The following is a 16,946-nucleotide window of genomic DNA, read 5'->3' on the forward strand; positions in this document are numbered from 1 at the left end:
ATTCATATGATATGTCTTATCGGCATTGCGATTGGAGTCAAGGGATGGGGGTGTGCCGATGACAAAGAATTCCGCTGCCGTTACCGAGCAGCACCAAGAGCTGATCTCGATCAGCGATGGCATTGCGACCGTGGAAATCGTCCCTGCTGCCGGCGGTGCCCTGGCGTCGTATCGCTGGCGGCAAAACGGATCCGTCGTGGACTGGCTGCGCCCTGCTGACCCGGCGGCGATCGGCCGCCGCGATGCCGGCGCCATGGCCTGCTTCCCGCTGGTTCCCTATTCCAATCGCATAAGGGGCGGCCGCTTCGCATTCGCCGGCCGCACCGTCGAACTGCCGACCAACTCGGACGATCCGCACTATGAGCACGGCCATGGCTGGCGTCGATCATGGACAGTCGTGCGGCACGAAACCAGCAGCACGGTCCTATCCTATCGCCATGCCGCCGATTCCTGGCCGTGGAGCTATGAGGCAAGGCAGGCCATCTCGCTGATCGATGGCAGGCTGGCGATTGCCCTCTCGCTGCGCAACCTTTCGGACACGCCGATGCCGGCAGGCTTTGGCCTACATCCCTATTTTCCGTCGACGCCGTGGACACATGTCCAGGCGCGGGTGTCCGGCATGTGGGAAACCGATGCGGAAATCCTGCCCACCATCCACGTCCCGCCGCCGCCGGGCGCCAACCCGACCACGGGCTTCGACGTGTCGGAGACGGACTTCGACACGGTCTTCACCGGATGGTCGCGCCGCGCCCGGATCTCCTGGCCGGAGCATGGACGGCAACTGGACATCGAGGCCGAGGCGCCACTCGATTTCCTTGTCCTCTACACGCCGCCCGGCGAGCCGTTCTTTTGCGCCGAACCGGTCAGCAACATCACCGATGCCTTCAACCGCAGGGCTGACACGGGCATCGAGACCGGCTGCATCGTACTGGCGTCCGGGCACATGCGGTCCGCAAGCGTTCGCTTCACGCCTTCGCGGGAGATCTGATCGCCAGTCTGAGCCGCATCAACTGCTTTGCCTCGCCGCTTCGCGGATGGTCTGCAGCAGGATGGAGAAGGCCGGCGAGGGCGCCGTGTCGGTCCGCATCGTCAGGCCGACCGGTCCCTTGGTTTCCTCGGTGTCGACCGGCAGGGCGACGAAGGCGCCGCTGCCGAGCTCATTGGCGACGACGCCGGCCGAAATGATCCAGACCGCATCGCTCTGCCGCAGGAAGGCGCGGCCGAAGGAGTCCGAGACGGTTTCGATCTCGGTTGCCGGCGCCGTCATGCCGTTGGTGATGAACAGGCGGTCGACGAAAGGGCGGATGACCGATTCCCGTGTCGGCATCAGCGCCGGGAACTCGTCGAGCCGCGCGAACACGTCCTGTCCGGGCTCAAGCAGCGGATGTCGCGCCCGCACCACGAACAGCACCTGTTCGGAGTAGAGATGCTCGAAGAAGAAGCCGGTCATGTTCTCCGGCGCCGCCAGCCGTCCGACGACGAGATCGAGCGCGCCGGTGCGCAACTGTTCGAGCAGCACCGCGTTCTCGCCGGTGACGATCTTGATCGCCGCACCGGTGCTCTCTTTGAGGAACAGGCTCATGGCAAGCGGCATCACCCGCGCCGACACCGTCGGCAGCGCGCCGATGCGGATCGGGTGCCGGTTGACCGCCCCGTCCTGCCGGACGGAATCGACACCCTGCTTGAGCGCCGTGATCGCCGTACCGGCATGACGAAGGAAGATTTCGCCGATGCGCGTCAGTCTGATGCCGCGGCCGTCGCGTTCGACGACCGCCACCCCCAGCGCCTCTTCCAGTTCGCGCAATGTCTTGGTCACCGCCGGCGGGCTGACATGCAGCAAGTCAGCCGCTCGCGCCACGCTCCCCTGCCGCGCAACTTCCAGGAATGCCTGCAGGTGACGGAACCGAATGCGGCTCTCGGACATGGATTCGATAACCCCTGAGTTAATGAAACGCCAAAAAATATCATTTTACCGAACCAAACGCCTTGTGCAATGTGAGGGCGGAGGATCGAAACCGTGCCATTCGTCACCATCGGCGGCATCACGCTGCACCATCGCCACATCAAGGCGACCGGCAATGCGCGCCCAATCATATTCATCAATTCGCTCGGCACCGACTTCCGGATCTGGGACGAAATTGTCTCGACGTTCGATGGTGAAATGCCGCTGCTGGTGTATGACAAGCGCGGCCACGGACTGTCCGACATCGGCGACATCAGGTCGATCGACGATCACGTCGATGACCTCTCGGCGCTCATCGATCATTTCGGCTGGAGCAAGGTCGTGCTGTGCGGCCTGTCGGTCGGCGGCATGATCGCGCAGGGGCTCTATGCCAGGCGGCCTGAAATCGTCGAAGGCCTGATCCTTTGCGATACGGCACACAAGATCGGCACGACAGACAGCTGGAACACACGCATCGCGACCGTCGAAAGCAAGGGCATCCAGGCGATTGCCGATGGCGTGCTCAAAGTGTGGTTCACCCCCGCCTTCCACGCGGCGCGTCAGGCCGAGCTCGACGGTTACTGGAACATGATGACGAGGCAAGCGCTTGCAGGTTACGTCGGGACTTGCGCGGCCGTTCGCGATGCCGATTTCACCGATGCTGCACGCCGCATCGCGGTGCCGACGCTCTGCGTCGCCGGCGACCAGGATGGCTCGACACCTCCCGATCTCGTCCGCTCGCTGGCCGAGCTGATCCCCGGCGCGCGCTTCGAAATCATCCGCGACGCTGGACACATTCCTTGCGTCGAACAGCCTGAAGCGCTCACCGCCCTGATCCGCAGTTTTATCGCGTCGCTTGCCCCTGGAGCAGAAACCCATGGATGAAGTCTCCGGCGATGCAGCCAGATATCGCACCGGCCTCGCGGTGCGGCGCTCGGTGCTTGGCGACCGCCATGTCGAGCGCGCCGAGGTCGCCGCCACCGATTTCGACCAGCCTTTCCAGGAGTTGATCACCGAGGCCGCCTGGGGAACCGTGTGGGCGCGGCCGGGCTTGACCAGGCGTGAGCGTTCGATCGTCACGCTGGCGCTGCTGGCCGCGCTCGGCCATGATGAGGAGGTTGCTATGCATGTGCGCGCCACCGTCAACACCGGTGCCTCGCGCGACGATATCTGCGAGGCGTTCCTGCATGTCGCCATCTATGCCGGCGTGCCGGCCGCCAACCGTGCCTTCAGAATTGCCAAGGACGTGTTTTCGGAAATGGACGGAAGCCAGAATGACCGCTGAGTCCGGCTCGAACCGGAGGCCCGAGACCGGCGCCTTCTTCCAGCGCGACCGGACCTGGCATCCGCCTGTTCTGACACCGAATTACAAGACCTCCGTGCTGCGCTCGCCGCAGAGGGCGCCGCTGCCGTTCGACAACACGCTGTCGGAGATTGCAGGCCCGGTCTTCGGTCACGCCATGCTCGGCAAACTCGACGCCGACCTGATCCACAATTTCGCCAGGCCCGGCGAGAGCGCGCTCGGCGAGCGCATCATCGTCCATGGCCGGGTGCTCGATGAACGCGGTGTTGGCGTACCCGGCGCGCTGCTCGAATTATGGCAGGCCAATGCCGGCGGCCGCTACCGCCACAAAAAGGACGGCTATCTGGCGCCGCTCGACCCGAACTTTGGCGGCTGCGGGCGCGCCATAACAGGCGAGGATGGCGGCTACGCCTTTCGCACCGTCAAGCCCGGCCCCTATCCCTGGCCGAACGGGCCGAACGACTGGCGGCCCTCGCACATCCATTTCTCGGTCTTCGGCCACGGCTTTGCGCAGCGGCTGATCACGCAGATGTATTTCGAGGGTGATCCGCTGATCTGGCACTGCCCGATCGTGCGCGGCATCCCCGACAAGGCCGCCGTCGAAACGCTGATCGCCACGCTCGACATGCAGGCGACGATCCCCTTCGACGCGCGCGCCTACAAGTTCGACATCGTGCTGCGCGGGCGCCGCGCGTCGCTGTTCGAAAACAGGCTGGAGGGCAATTGATGGCCCAGTCGCTCGACCGGCTCAGGGAAAGCCCCTCGCAGACCGCCGGACCTTATGTTCATATCGGGCTGACGCCCAATTTCTGCGGCATCGGCGGCGTCTATGCGACCGACCTTGGTGCGACCATGGTCAACGACAAGACCAAGGGGGAGCGCATCGGCCTGCGCATCCGGGTGCTCGACGGTACCGGCACGCCGCTCAAGGATGCGCTGATCGAGATCTGGCAGGCAGATGCGGATGGGCTCTACAATTCGCCGGCTGAACTGCGCGGCGCGGCCGATCCGAATTTTTTCGGCTGGGGCCGTTGCCCGACCGACATGGACACCGGTCTGTGCACGTTCGAGACGATCAAGCCGGGCCGCGTGCCGTTCAGGGACGGAAGCTTGATGGCCCCGCACATCACCCTCTGGATCGTCGCGCGCGGCATCAATCTCGGCCTGCACACACGGCTGTATTTTTCCGATGAGGAAAAGGCCAATGCCGGCGATGCGATCCTGGCGCGCATCGAGCACCGCGTCCGCGTGCCGACGCTGATCGCCGAGCGCAACGGCGATATTTATGTTTTTGACATCCATCTCCAGGGGGAGAAGGAAACGGTCTTCTTCGACAGCTGATGGTCAGGAGGAGCAGGATATGACCGTATCGCCCTTCGACCATCCACTGCTCTCCGCTCTTCTCGGCGACGAGGAGGCGAACCGGCATTTTTCCGTCGAGGCGGAAATCGAGGCGATGCTTGCCTTCGAGCGGGCGCTGGCGCAAGCGGAAGCTGAAAACGGGATTATCACCAAGGATGATGCCGCCGCGATCGTGGCCGCACTTGCCACATTCCGGCCCGACACCGCCTTGCTGCGGGCTGCCGTCGCCAAAGACGGCGTCATTGTGCCGGAACTGGTACGCCAGATCAGGGCGGCGGTCGGCGAACCGCATGGCGATAAAGTGCATTTCGGCGCAACCAGCCAGGATGTCCTCGATACCGGCCTGGTGTTTCGGCTGAAGTCCATCGTCGAGCATCTCGGCCTGCTCCTGACCGAGACCATTATACGGCTCGTCTCGCTCGGAGAGCGGTTTGGCGGCAGGGCGCTGACGGGAATGACGCGCATGCAGCCAGCCATTCCGATCAAAGCGGCCGATCGCGTCAGGACGTGGCGGGCGCCACTGCAACGGCATCAGGAAAGATTGTCGGAACAGTCGAGGCGTCTGCTGGTTGTGCAGTTCGGCGGTGCCGCCGGCACGCTGGAAAAGCTGGGCGACAAAGGTCCGGCGGTGCGCGCAGCACTGGCCGCAAAGCTCGGCCTTGGCGACGCACCGCATTGGCAGAACCAGCGTGACGCACTCGCCGATTTCGCCGGCCTGATGTCGCTGCTATCAGGCAGCCTCGGCAAATTCGGCCAGGACATCGCGCTGATGGCGCAAGGTGGAACCGAGATCGAGCTTTCCGGCGGCGGCGGCTCTTCGGCCATGCCGCACAAGCAGAACCCGGTGAAGGCCGAAGCGCTGGTGGCGCTTGCCCGCTTCAACGCCACGCAGCTTGCGGGCATGCATCACGCGCTCGTGCATGAGCAGGAGCGCTCGGGCGCTGCCTGGACGCTGGAATGGCTATTGCTGCCGCAAATGGTCATCGCGACGGCCGCGTCGCTCCGCCTTGCCGCTGAGCTGGCCGCACAGGTCGAAAGTCTCGGCCACTGATGCGCACGCAAATCGTCATCGTCGGGTCCGGACCGTCCGGCCTGCTGCTTGGGCAGCTTCTGGCCGGCATCGGCGTCGAGACGGTCATTCTGGAACGCGCGAGCCGCGAGCACGTGCTTGGCCGAGTGCGGGCAGGGGTGCTCGAACAGGGCACCGTCGAATTGCTGGAACAGGCCGGCGCGGCGGCAAGGCTGCACGCGGAAGGACTGCCGCATTCCGGCATCTCGCTCGCCTTCGACGGACGCCTGCACCGCATCGACCTCGAGGCACTGACCGGCGGCAGGCATGTCACCGTCTATGGCCAGACCGAGGTGACGCACGATTTGATGGACAAGCGCGATGCGGAGGGACTGACCACGATCTACGAGGCGGCAAATGTCGCGTTGCACGATTTCGACGGCGCCGCACCTTTCGCGACCTATGACAAGGACGGGGTCACGCATCGCATCGATTGCGACTTCATTGCCGGCTGTGACGGCTATCACGGCGTCAGCCGCAAATCGGTGCCCGAGCGTGCGCTGAAAATCTTCGAGCGGCAGTATCCGTTCGGCTGGCTCGGCGTGCTGGCCGAAGTGCCGCCGGCCGATCACGAACTGGTCTACGCCAATCATGAAAGGGGGTTTGCCCTGTGCTCGATGCGCTCGACGCACCGCAGCCGTTACTATGTGCAGTGCCCCGAGGGCGACCGTGTCGAGGCGTGGTCGGATGAGCGCTTCTGGGACGAGCTGCGCCGCCGCTTGCCCGAGCAGACGGCGGCAAGCGTCGTCACCGGCCCATCCTTCGAGAAATCGATCGCGCCACTGCGCTCCTTCGTTGCCGAGCCGATGCGCTTCTGCCGGCTGTTCCTGGTCGGCGACGCCGCCCACATCGTGCCGCCGACCGGCGCCAAGGGTCTGAACCTCGCTGCCAGCGACGTGCGCTATCTCTTCTCGGGTTTGTGCGACTTCTATCGCGACAAATCCCCGGCTGGCATCGACTGCTATTCGCAAAAGGCGCTGGCACGGGTCTGGAAGGCGGTTCGCTTTTCCTGGTGGATGACGACGATGCTGCATCGTTTTCCCGACACCGGCGAGTTCGGCCAGCGCATCCAGGAGGCCGAGCTCGACTATCTCGTGCAGTCGCGTGCCGCATCGACCGCGCTCGCGGAAAACTATGTCGGCCTGCCCTATTGAGGGCTGCGGATCATCCGGCGCCTTGCTGCCTGGCAAAATCCAAAAGCATCGGGCGCTGCCCCTTGAGGATTTTCACCTCGGCCTCGGGCAAGGTGAACCAGCCCGCTCTGTCGACCTCCGGGAACTCCTTCAGGGATCCTGACCTTGGCGGCCATTCCATGGTGAAAATGTTGCTCTTGATGGCGGCCACGTCGATGTCGATGGTCGCCTCGACAGACCAGGCCGAGACGATCTTGCCGCCGGGTTGTTTGTAGTCGCCGAGCCGCGCGAAGGGACCATCAACCTTGACGCCGAGCTCTTCCTCGGTCTCGCGTTGCGCTGCCGTCAACTCATCCTCGTCCTCGCCGACGAGACCCTTCGGTATCGACCAGGCGCCATCGTCCTTCTTCGCCCAGAACGGCCCGCCCGGGTGAACCAGCAACACCCTGAGATCGCTATCGCTGCGGCGATAGATCAGCAATCCCGCACTGCGTTTTGCCATTTTTGTACGTCCATTTGCGAAGCCGGCAGCCTGCCGATGGTCCTTGAATCGTTGATGCGAACCTTGCACTAGGGGATTGCGACGCTATGTCAGGCGCGTCTGCATTGCACCTCGGTCGCGAGTCCGGCAATCTGATACCATCGCTTATTTGGCGGCTCGAAGGCTAGGTGACGATGCAACTCGGTCTTATTGGCTACTATAGCGACTTCGTGGTGTATCCGCTGGTGATCGCCGTGCTGGCAGTGGCCGGGCTGCTCGAGGCTGGCGAAGAGAGTGCGCCAGGCTGGATCGGCACTGTCCTCGCCTGTCTCGGCCTCTGGACGCTGATCGAGTATGTGCTGCACAGGTTCGCTCTTCACCATATTCCTTACGTCAAGGACCTGCACGACCGTCACCATGTCGAGGAACGCAGTTCTGTGGGCACGCCAACCTGGCTCAGTCTCGGCGTGCATGCGCTGGTCGCGTTTGTGCCCGTTTGGGTGGTCTCAGATTTCGCCACCGCGAGCGCGGTGAGCTGCGGGTTGATGCTGGGATATCTGTGGTACATCAGCATCCACCACATGATCCATCACTGGCACCCGGCGCATCCGAGCTATCTCTACACGCTCAAGCGCCGTCATGCGGTGCATCACCACATCGACGAAACGGCCAATTTCGGTGTGACTTCGGCATTCTGGGATCGCGTTTTCGGCACGGCGCAGCTCTGAAGTCCTCAGTCCTCGCCGTTCAGCGCCTCTTTCCGCGACCGCCGGAAGTCTTGGCTCCGCGAGGCCCGCTCTGGACCGGCGTGTTGTTCTGGTTCTCGTCGGACAGTTTTCGCCAGCGGGCAAGGCGCTCCGGGTCGAGCGTCCCCGCCTTCAAGGCAGCCTGAACCGCGCAACCCGGCTCGTGCACATGCGTGCAGTCGCGGAACTTGCAGAGCGGTGCAAGCTCGGTGATTTCGGCAAACAGCGTGTCGATGCCGTAGCCGACATCGCTGACCTGCAGCGTCCGCATGCCCGGCGTGTCGATCACCCAGCCACCGCCGGCGATTGAATGCAGCGATCGCGACGTGGTGGTGTGGCGTCCCTTGGAATCGTGCTCGCGGATGCCCCCGGTCTGTTGCGGCGATTGCTGCGCCGATCCGGCCAGCGTGTTGACCAGCGTCGATTTGCCGACGCCGGAGGAGCCGATCAGCGCCACCGTCTGGCCGACACCGCACCAGGCAGCCAGGACGGTTGCCGCATCCGATGTGCGGGGGTTCAGCATCACCACCGGCAATCCACGCTGCAACGCCGCAGCTTGCTTCTGGTAGGTCTCGGCGTCTTCAGCGGTATCGGCCTTGGTCAGCAGGATCACCGGCGTCGTTCCGGCCTCGTTGGCCAGCGCCAGATAGCGCTCGAGCCGGGCGGGATTGAAGTCGGCATTGCACGAGGTGACGATGAACAGCGTGTCGACATTGGCCGCGGCAAGCTGCGGCACCCTGCCACCGCCCTGGGTGCGGCGTTCCAGCACCGTCTTGCGGGTCAGGCGGCGCTTCACAAGGTGTTCATGCCCATAGACCAGAACCCAGTCGCCGACGGCATAGTCACCGGTGTTCGCCTGCGCCGGCAGCGTCAGGTCGACCGGCCCTGCCTGGGACAGGCCGGTCAGGCGATCGCGGTGGACGGTGGCGATCCGCGTCGGGACAAGATTGGCTTCGCCGGGCTCGAGCTGGTCGCCGAAAAATTCGGTCCAGCCCAGGCTGGCGAGCGATGGCGTGGAGTGATCCGTCACGGCTTTGACCACGGCGTCACGGACATTGGACGGTATCCCTGGCAGGGGGGGCGAACGGGGTGGGGTGATTTCCAAGCCGTGTATGGGCGGCATGGCGACATTTGGCAAGCAGGCCCGTAGCCGAGGGCTGAGCGGCAAGCTTCTGCAGCCTATCCTCGTCGAACTGACGCCATCAGGTTTAAAGCGTTAACAAATAATTTGACGCACGCAATCTTTTTGCATTCTAATGGGAACTGTGAAAATTGACTGAATAAGTTCCGTCGAGCATTGTCGCATCCGGTCAACGGCCGCATGACTGTGGGCGGGGCCGATCGTTGGCAGGGGATCAGGAACATATCGATGGCGGAGAAGACGCACCGCACGATGGACGACTTCGCCCAGGCATGCGGCGTGTCGCGCCCGACGCTGTCCAAATATTTCGACGATCCGGCGAGCGTGAAGCCGGCGACGCGGGCGCGCATCGAAGCCGCCCTGCGTTCCTCGGACTATCAGCCGAACCTTTTCGCCCGCAATCTCAACCGCAAGCGCACCCGCAACATCGGCATCGTCGTGCCGACGATCACCGATCCTTTCTACGCCGAGATGGTCAGCCGCATCGAATTTCGTTGCCGCGACGAAGGCTACTGGCCGATCGTCATCTCCTCGCATGGCTCGCCGAAGCTGGAGGCGGAGTCGGTCAGGACGCTGCTGTCGCTGAAGGTGGCCGGCGCGATCATCGCCCCGCTCGGCCTTGCCTCCGACCGCAGCGTCTTCGACAAGCTCGGGCAGGACATTCCGATCGTCTATTTCGACACCTATATCGAGGGCGATACGCCGTTCGTCGGCAACGACAACCGGCAGAGCGTGTCGACCATCGTCGACTATCTCTGTCGCTCGGGCGAACCGCCGGTCTATCTCGACATTCCGCATGTCAACCACAACTCCGGCGAACGCCAGGAGAGCTACATCGTCGCGATGGAGACCGCCGGCTTCAAGCCGGTCGTCATCGAGGCCGCGCGCGATTACACCTGGGACTTCGAACGCATCGGCTACGAGCAGACGGAAAAAATGCTGGAGGCCGGGACCTTGCCTGGCCGCACCATCCTGTGCGCCAACGATCGTCTCGCCTTTGGCGTGATGGCGGCCGCGTACTCGCGCGGCCTGAAGGTCGGCCGCAGGCCCGATTGCGATCTGCGCGTTGCCGCCCACGACGACCATCCGCTGAGCCGCTACACCTGTCCGGCGCTGACCACCATGGCGCAGGATTTCACCGCCATGGCCGGCCGCAGCGTCGAGATCCTGCTGGCCCTGCTGGACGAGGCCGATCCGCCGAAGCAGGGCATGGCGCGCACCGTCAAGCTCGGTGCCACCCTGGTGATGCGTCAGTCGGCCTAACCGGTCGACGTCGATCCCTCGAAGTGGCGCCAGGCCGTCACCCCCTCGACCACCGCTTGCCGGGCGGCGGGAATATGGCGTCCCATCGAGACGAAGCCATGGATCTGGCCCGGCCATTGCCGCAGGATCACAGGCACGCCCGCGGCCTGCAGGCGCGCCGCATAGGCTGCCCCTTCGTCGGCCAGGATGTCACAGCCGGCAAGCGCCACGAATGCTGGCGCGACGCCGGCAAGATCAGGCGCCAGCAAGGGCGAGACGCGCCAGTCCATGATATCGTCGGGCGTTCGCACATAATGGTCGCGGAACCATGCCATGGTCGTCGCGGTAAGGCCGAAGCCGTCGCCGAAACGCCGGTAGCTGTCCGATGTCTGCCGCGCGTCGGTGTTGGGATAGATCAGGATCTGGGTCGCAAGTGGTGGAGCGAGCCCATCGCGTGCGAGCAGCGCCAGCACTGCGGCAAGATTGCCGCCGGCGCTGTCGCCGGCAACACCAATGCGCACCTTGTCGATGCCCAGGTCGACGGCATTCTCAGCCATGAAGCGAAGTGTCGCCAGGCAATCCTCGAGCCCGGCGGGAAATTTGTGCTCCGGGGCCAGGCGATAGTCGGGGCAGACAATGACGGCGTTGCCGAGATTGGCCATCAGGCGGCAGATCTCGTCATGTGAATCGAGATTGCCGATGACCCAGCCGCCGCCATGCAGATAGAGCAGCGCCGGCGCCCCGCTCGGCAGTGCGTCGATGCCGCGATGGATGCGGACAGTGATGGGGCCGTTCGGCCCGTCGATCTGCTGTTCAAAGGTCGTCGCGACCGGCTCATGCTCACCTTGCAGCGTCGGGAACGAGGCGTTGTAGGCAGCTCGCGCCGCCGCCACGCTGCCGGTCTCGAATGGCTTGCCGCCGGCTGCACGAGCCATGTCGAGGACGCGCAGCGCATCCGGATCGAGCGTCATGATAATACCCTCAGGCCAGCAGATCGCTCGCCTCTTCCTCGGTCAGCAGGGCCGGCTGGACGACATCGCCCGCGATGGCGACCGAGCCCTGTGTTTCACCGGAGCGCAGGATAGCGTCCATGATCTCCAGTACATGCAGCGCCAGATTGCCGGAGGCGCGTGGCGTGTTGCCGGTCTGAAGCGAGCGCACCAGATCGGCGACGCCGAGCATGCGGTAATTGGCGCGATCGGGCGCCGCATAAGGCCAGTTGCGGGCGCCATAGAGTTCGCCTTCGCTGGCGAAATCCCTCCAGTCGGTGCCGCGTTTCGACAGCGACACGGTGCCGCCGAACGTGTCGGGGTCGGGCAGGCGCAGCGAGCCTTCCGTGCCGTGCAGTTCGATCGGATGGTTGGAGTGGCGAAAGACATCCCACGAGGCGCCGAAGGTGACGGTTGCGCCGGAGCGGAACTCCAGCAGCGACAGCACATTGGTCGGCGTGCCGACCTTGAATGTGGTGTTCTTGAATGGCCCTTCGGCAGTGATCAGCCGCTCCTCCTGGCCGCGCGTCGCCATCGCCATGACGCGTTCGACCGGGCCGAGCAGATTGACCAGCATGGTCAGATAGTAGGGGCCCATGTCGAACACCGGGCCACCGCCTGGCTGGTAGTAGAACTGCGGGTTGGGGTGCCAGTGCTCCATGCCGCGGCCCATCATGAAGGCGGTGCCGGTGACCGGGCGGCCGATGGCGCCGTCATCCATCAGCCGGCGGGCGCGGCGTCCGGCTGCACCAAGGAAGGTGTCGGGCGCCGAGCCGAGCAGCAGCCCGCGCGACCGCGCCTCGTCGACCAGGCGCCGTCCATCGGCGGCCGAGGTGGCGAGCGGCTTTTCGGTGAAGACGTGCTTGCCGGCCGAAAGGGCGGCAAACGAAATGTCGAAATGCGCCGCCGGAATGGTCAGGTTGAGGACGAGATCGATCTCGGGGTCGGCCAGCAGTGCATCGACGCCGAGTGCCCGTATGCCATATTCCTTCGCCCGCAGCGCCGTCATGTCGGCCGAGATATCGGCGCAGGCGCGCAACTCGATGCCGCCGAAGAGAGCGGCATTGCGCAGATAGGTCATCGAGATATTGCCGCATCCGATGACGCCGATCCCGAGTTTCGTCGTTGATATCCCGTGCATTTTCGATCGTACCTCCCAACGCGGTCACCGTCTGCCGAATCCGCCCAGAAGTAACGGATCGCCTTCGCAAAGGGCTATACAACATTTTAAATATTGACGCGCGTAAAATTTTTATACAACATGCGAAAATGCTGGCGCGATATCGGGAGGCTGCCAGTCCTGGGAGGAGAAAATGACCGACATGAAAAAACGGCCGACCGCCGATGCGGATGCCGTGGGTCATGCGCGCATCGGACATTTCCGCCGCGGCCAGGGACCTCGACGGGGTCAGGCATAGATCACCTTGGCCCCTGTCCTATCAAGCTGGCTGCGTATTGGGCCGGACAGGCCATCGTCGGTGATCACGACATCGACGCTCGACAGCGAAAAGGCCTTGGAGGTTCCGCTGACGCCCCATTTGCTCGAATCCGCAAGGAGGACAACGCGCCGGGCCATGCGCACGAGGTTTCGCTTGGTTCGCGCCATGTCTTCGTTCACGTCGACCACATCCAGTGACGAGTCAATCGCATGCGCTCCAACAAAGACCTGATGCGCTACCAAGCCGCCGAGAGCCGTGTCGGCATCGGTGATCAGCGTGCTTACCGTGTCCGGATAGACCCGGCCGCCGATCATGTGAACGTCGAGCCCGGGCCGATGCATCAGATGCTGCACGATATTCATCGCCGTGGCCGCGACCACGACATTGCTGAGCGGCGGTAACAGCATGGCAACCTGCATCAATGTCGAGCCGCCATCGAAGATGACCGATTGGTTGTCCTCGAACAGGTCTATCGCTGCCCGGGCGATGCGTTTCTTTGCATCGAGGTTTGTTTGCATCCGCCGGGCGAACGCGGCCGTGGTCGAATCCGTGGTCCGGGTCACCGCGCCTCCGCGGGTCTTGGTCAGCAGTCCCTTGCGATCCAGTATCTCGAGGTCGGAGCGCACCGTGACTTCCGACACGCCAAAATCGTCTGACAGGTCCTTGATGCGAACCTGCCCGCTGCGTTGCACTTCACCCAGGATCGATTGGCGTCTCTGCTCTGACAACATTGGCCTGTCCTTGCCCCCATGCGCCAAGCGATCGCCCTGGCCTCGGTTCACTCTACCAAAAATAGGCGAATTCGAAAGATTTCGAAAGATTGCATTTGTTATTTCTTTCGCAAACACTGGATCCAGGATTTTGAAATCAATCAATTGGAGAGTTTTGGACTCATGAGCCTCGGAACCAAGGTGCGCCTGGCGCGCCTCTTCTCACATCCATCGGGGAATCTTTTTGGCGGCGCGGTCGACCACTTTGTCGGCTATGGCGACGTGCGCAAAGGAGGTCTTGCCGACCTGCCGGGTGCGCTTGCACGCGTCATGGTAGGCAAACCCGACTACGTCAGCATCCAGCCTGGCACCGCGCGCCATCTGTGGCCGCAATATGCGGGCAAGGCTTCCCTGGTGATCCAGGCCGGCTGCTTCACCCCAGACGATCGCATCAGTGAGCTGATTGCAACGCCCGAGGATGCGGTGCGCGCCGGCGCCGATGCGTTGGCCGTGGCCATTCCGGTGCGCGGCGCGACCGAGGGAAAATACATACGCTGGCTGACCGATTCGGTGAACGCGGCGGCTCGTTACGGCATGCCGGTGGTGGCGCATATCTACCCTCGCGATTTCACCGACGGGGCAAAAATCGTCTTCACCCCCGACGAGATCGCCTATGCGGCACGCATCGGCTACGAGTCCGGCGTCGATGTGATCAAGATCGGTTACACGGGCGATTTCGAGTCGTTCCGAGAGACCGTTCGGACCTGCCCGGTGCCGGTTGTGATAGCCGGAGGTCCGAAGACCGACACGCTGCTCGGCGCCCTTCAGCAGACGGCGGACGCCATCCGTGCAGGCGCGCGCGGTGCCGTGGTGGGCCGCAATCTATGGGGGCACGGCGATCCGGAAAAGGCAGCGATCGCCTTTCGGGGCGTCATCCATGACGGCCTTTCGGCGCAAGACGCCTTGGCGAAGGCGGGTGCCTGAACGATGCCCGCCGTCCCTTCAATCCTCGGCTTCGGAGCTATTGCGATCGACGACATCGTCTATGTCGATCAGCCGTTGTCGGCGGGCAAGGGGAAGGTTTTGCAAAGTGCCCGAGCTTTCGGGGGAAACGTCGCGACGGCACTTGCCGCCGTCGCGCGGCTCGGCGGAAGCGCCGGGTTCGTCGGATGGCTGGGCAGTGCCGCCGACGACGCCGTGTTGTGCGATCTCGTTGCGAGCGGCGTTGAAACCGCGTTCGCGCCGCGCCACCCGCACGCGCGCCCGGTGCGCTCGCGGATCACCGTCGGTTCGGATGGGGAGCGGTTCATCGCGTACGACGACGAAGCGATGCTGGGCACCGCGCCGGACTTTCCGGACGAGGTTCTCAGCCGCGCGACTGTCCTGATCGTCGACAGTTACGGGATCGGGTCGCTGGATGTCGTGGCTCGGGCTCGCGATCTCGGCCTTGCGATCCTCGGCGATGTCGAATGGAGCCACGGCCCGGCCACCGAGAGACTGATCGGGCTCTGCGACCATCTCATTCTTCCGCTCGGCTTCGCGCGGACCGCCACCGGCCGCCAGGCTCCGGCCGAGATACTCGATGCATTGTGGTTGCCGTCGCGGTCCGCCGTGGTTCTGACGGATGGCGGCAGAGGCGTCTTCTATCGCGGACGCGACGAGACAGGGCTCTGGCACCTGCCTCCGCACCGGGTTGCCGTCGTCGACTCGACCGGCGCCGGTGACTGCTTTCATGGCGCCTATGCCCTTGCATTGACGCGCGGGGCCGACACCGCAGGCCGGGTCGCATTCGCGGCCGCGGCGGCGGCCCTTTCGATAACGGGGCGGGGCGGGCGCGAGGCGCTTCCGACCGACGACCAGGTCAAGGAACTCCTGGCATCGACGAACGCGCCGTCGGCAGTCGAACTGAAATATGCGCGGCTTGATACCGGAACATAGCCTGAACTATCCGAGGAAAATTTCGCAGGTGAACGTAAGCCGAGGACAATCATAAAAATCAATGGCTTAGGCTTGTGGAGGGAGGAATATGGCAGAAGTCGTTCTTGAGAATATCTGCAAGACATACGGGAACAATTTTCACGCAATCGACCAATTGAACCTGTCGGTCAAGGATGGCGAGTTCTTGATTCTCGTGGGGCCGTCCGGCTGTGGCAAATCCACCGCGTTGCGGATGATCGCGGGATTGGAGGACGTCACCAGCGGCAGCCTTCGGATCGGCGGGGTCGACGTCGTCGACATGCCGCCCAAGGACCGCGACATTGCGATGGTCTTCCAGAGCTACGCTCTCTACCCGCATATGACTGTGTTCGAAAACATCGGCTTTTCGATGCGGCTGGCAGGCAAGCCGAAGGCCGAGCGCAAAAAGCGCGTGGACGAGATCGCCAAAACCCTTCAACTGACGTCTCTGCTGGACAGCAAACCCGCGAACCTTTCAGGCGGACAGCGTCAAAGGGTTGCCATGGGCCGCGCCATGGTGCGCGAGCCGGCAGCCTTTCTCATGGACGAACCCCTTTCCAATCTGGACGCGAAACTGCGTGTTCAAATGCGCGCCGAAATCACCAGTCTGCAAAAGCAGCTCGGCGTAACGACCATATATGTGACCCACGACCAAACCGAAGCCATGACGATGGGCGACAGGGTCGCGGTGTTGAAAGGCGGCGTGCTGCAGCAGGTCGACGCACCCAAGAGACTCTATGAATCGCCGGTGAACGCTTTCGTTGCCGGCTTCATCGGGTCTCCTTCGATGAATCTTTTCGAGGCAACCCTGACGGGCGACGAACTGATGTCCGGCGCCTTGGCCATCCGGCTGCAGGATGCAGCCTTCGTGCGCAGGCCGGGCTTGAGGTCGTATGCGGGGCGCAAGGTCGTGTTCGGGATACGACCGGAGGATCTCTATGACAGCAGTCTCGAATCGGGCCGCAAGTATCAGACGATTCCGGCAAAGGTGACCTCGATCGAAGAACTCGGATCCGAACAAATCGTCCATCTCAACATCGATGCGGTCCGGGTGGACTCCGGCGACCCTGACGCGGTGCAGGATTTCGGCCTGGCGTCGAATGCGGTGGCGAAATTCGAACCGGTCAGCACAGTCCGCTCCGGCTCGGAAATCAGCTTGGCCCTGGATGATGCCAAGCTCCATTTCTTCGACCCCGAGACGCATCTGGCAATCTGAATATCAGCGATGAGACCCGCGGGCGAGGGTGAGGCGCCTGCGTAAGAAGACTTCTGAATAATCAGACGATCGGCCGCATTGTGCGGGCGAATATAAAGAAGGAGGAGAAAATGACGTTTCGTATTAAACCCGCGATGCTGAAAATAGCCGCGGCCGCATGGTTGCTTGGCGCAACCGGCGCCATGGCGGATACGACGCTGGAATTCACCCAATGGTG

Annotated in this window: 18 protein-coding genes; 12 read left to right on the forward strand and 6 right to left on the reverse strand. The window is 63.5% G+C overall.

Annotated elements, in window-relative coordinates; all coding sequences use genetic code 11:
- Positions 1–58 precede the first annotated feature (58 nt).
- Positions 59–988: an aldose 1-epimerase gene (locus EN949_RS22010; protein ID WP_127367285.1), complete on the forward strand. Its 930-nt coding sequence runs from the start codon at positions 59–61 to the stop codon at positions 986–988.
- Between the two features lie 18 nt (positions 989–1,006).
- Here the strand turns inward: EN949_RS22010 and pcaQ are convergent, their stop codons facing one another.
- On the reverse strand, positions 1,007–1,924 hold the full coding sequence (pcaQ, locus tag EN949_RS22015; protein WP_127370778.1) for a pca operon transcription factor PcaQ: 918 nt from the start codon (positions 1,922–1,924) through the stop codon (positions 1,007–1,009).
- Between the two features lie 93 nt (positions 1,925–2,017).
- Here pcaQ and pcaD point away from each other — a divergent pair, with 93 nt between their 5' ends.
- The 6 genes from pcaD to pobA are packed head-to-tail and all read left to right on the forward strand — an operon-like array spanning position 2,018 to position 6,830.
- Positions 2,018–2,827: a 3-oxoadipate enol-lactonase gene (gene pcaD / locus EN949_RS22020; protein WP_127367675.1), complete on the forward strand. Its 810-nt coding sequence runs from the start codon at positions 2,018–2,020 to the stop codon at positions 2,825–2,827.
- Positions 2,820–3,227: a 4-carboxymuconolactone decarboxylase gene (gene pcaC / locus EN949_RS22025; RefSeq protein ID WP_127367676.1), complete on the forward strand. Its 408-nt coding sequence runs from the start codon at positions 2,820–2,822 to the stop codon at positions 3,225–3,227. The genes pcaD and pcaC overlap by 8 nt, the downstream gene beginning before the upstream one ends.
- Positions 3,217–3,972, forward strand: coding sequence for a protocatechuate 3,4-dioxygenase subunit beta (gene pcaH / locus EN949_RS22030; protein WP_127370779.1), 756 nt, complete (start codon positions 3,217–3,219; stop codon positions 3,970–3,972). Before pcaC ends, pcaH begins: the two co-directional genes overlap by 11 nt.
- Positions 3,972–4,586, forward strand: coding sequence for a protocatechuate 3,4-dioxygenase subunit alpha (gene pcaG, locus EN949_RS22035; RefSeq protein ID WP_013532961.1), 615 nt, complete (start codon positions 3,972–3,974; stop codon positions 4,584–4,586). The genes pcaH and pcaG overlap by 1 nt, the downstream gene beginning before the upstream one ends.
- A 19-nt stretch (positions 4,587–4,605) precedes the next feature.
- On the forward strand, positions 4,606–5,658 hold the full coding sequence (locus EN949_RS22040) for a 3-carboxy-cis,cis-muconate cycloisomerase (RefSeq protein ID WP_127366933.1): 1,053 nt from the start codon (positions 4,606–4,608) through the stop codon (positions 5,656–5,658).
- Positions 5,658–6,830 (forward strand): 4-hydroxybenzoate 3-monooxygenase, encoded by a 1,173-nt coding sequence (gene pobA, locus EN949_RS22045; RefSeq protein ID WP_127366932.1) that lies wholly within the window; start codon positions 5,658–5,660, stop codon positions 6,828–6,830. The genes EN949_RS22040 and pobA overlap by 1 nt, the downstream gene beginning before the upstream one ends.
- A 10-nt stretch (positions 6,831–6,840) precedes the next feature.
- Here pobA and EN949_RS22050 read toward each other — a convergent pair whose 3' ends face one another.
- The gene (locus tag EN949_RS22050) at positions 6,841–7,311 is read right to left on the reverse strand and encodes an NUDIX domain-containing protein (protein WP_127366931.1); all 471 of its coding nucleotides are present in this window, start codon (positions 7,309–7,311) and stop codon (positions 6,841–6,843) included.
- Between the two features lie 173 nt (positions 7,312–7,484).
- Between EN949_RS22050 and EN949_RS22055 the strand changes: the two genes are divergently transcribed.
- Positions 7,485–8,018, forward strand: a complete 534-nt coding sequence (locus EN949_RS22055; protein ID WP_027163878.1) for a sterol desaturase family protein — start codon at positions 7,485–7,487, stop codon at positions 8,016–8,018.
- 19 nt (positions 8,019–8,037) lie between these two features.
- Here the strand turns inward: EN949_RS22055 and rsgA are convergent, their stop codons facing one another.
- Positions 8,038–9,078 carry a ribosome small subunit-dependent GTPase A gene (rsgA, locus tag EN949_RS22060; protein ID WP_127366930.1) on the reverse strand — a complete coding sequence of 347 codons (1,041 nt, stop codon included), beginning with the start codon at positions 9,076–9,078 and terminating at the stop codon, positions 8,038–8,040.
- A 327-nt stretch (positions 9,079–9,405) separates the two neighbouring features.
- Between rsgA and EN949_RS22065 the strand changes: the two genes are divergently transcribed.
- Positions 9,406–10,440 (forward strand): LacI family DNA-binding transcriptional regulator, encoded by a 1,035-nt coding sequence (locus tag EN949_RS22065; RefSeq protein WP_127365876.1) that lies wholly within the window; start codon positions 9,406–9,408, stop codon positions 10,438–10,440.
- Here EN949_RS22065 and EN949_RS22070 read toward each other — a convergent pair.
- The 3 genes from EN949_RS22070 to EN949_RS22080 form a co-directional block, all read right to left on the reverse strand.
- The gene (locus tag EN949_RS22070; RefSeq protein ID WP_082827543.1) at positions 10,437–11,390 is read right to left on the reverse strand and encodes an alpha/beta hydrolase; all 954 of its coding nucleotides are present in this window, start codon (positions 11,388–11,390) and stop codon (positions 10,437–10,439) included. The two genes, EN949_RS22065 and EN949_RS22070, sit on opposite strands and share 4 nt — an antisense overlap.
- Positions 11,391–11,400: 10 nt before the next feature.
- A complete protein-coding gene (locus tag EN949_RS22075; RefSeq protein WP_024502557.1) occupies positions 11,401–12,549 on the reverse strand; it encodes a Gfo/Idh/MocA family oxidoreductase in 1,149 nt (382 codons plus the stop codon).
- A gap of 267 nt (positions 12,550–12,816) precedes the next feature.
- Positions 12,817–13,578 carry a DeoR/GlpR family DNA-binding transcription regulator gene (locus tag EN949_RS22080; protein WP_013532952.1) on the reverse strand — a complete coding sequence of 254 codons (762 nt, stop codon included), beginning with the start codon at positions 13,576–13,578 and terminating at the stop codon, positions 12,817–12,819.
- 162 nt (positions 13,579–13,740) lie between these two features.
- Between EN949_RS22080 and EN949_RS22085 the strand changes: the two genes are divergently transcribed.
- The 3 genes from EN949_RS22085 to EN949_RS22095 all read left to right on the forward strand — a co-directional run bounded on the left by EN949_RS22085 (position 13,741) and on the right by EN949_RS22095 (position 16,729).
- Positions 13,741–14,541, forward strand: coding sequence for a class I fructose-bisphosphate aldolase (locus EN949_RS22085; RefSeq protein ID WP_023756676.1), 801 nt, complete (start codon positions 13,741–13,743; stop codon positions 14,539–14,541).
- Positions 14,542–14,544: 3 nt separating this feature from the next.
- Positions 14,545–15,495: a PfkB family carbohydrate kinase gene (locus EN949_RS22090; RefSeq protein WP_024502558.1), complete on the forward strand. Its 951-nt coding sequence runs from the start codon at positions 14,545–14,547 to the stop codon at positions 15,493–15,495.
- An 88-nt stretch (positions 15,496–15,583) separates the two neighbouring features.
- Positions 15,584–16,729, forward strand: a complete 1,146-nt coding sequence (locus EN949_RS22095) for an ABC transporter ATP-binding protein (protein WP_063167588.1) — start codon at positions 15,584–15,586, stop codon at positions 16,727–16,729.
- Positions 16,730–16,946 lie beyond the last annotated feature (217 nt).

Source organism: Mesorhizobium sp. M7A.F.Ca.US.007.01.2.1, from assembly GCF_003998165.1.
Classification (GTDB): domain Bacteria; phylum Pseudomonadota; class Alphaproteobacteria; order Rhizobiales; family Rhizobiaceae; genus Mesorhizobium; species Mesorhizobium ciceri.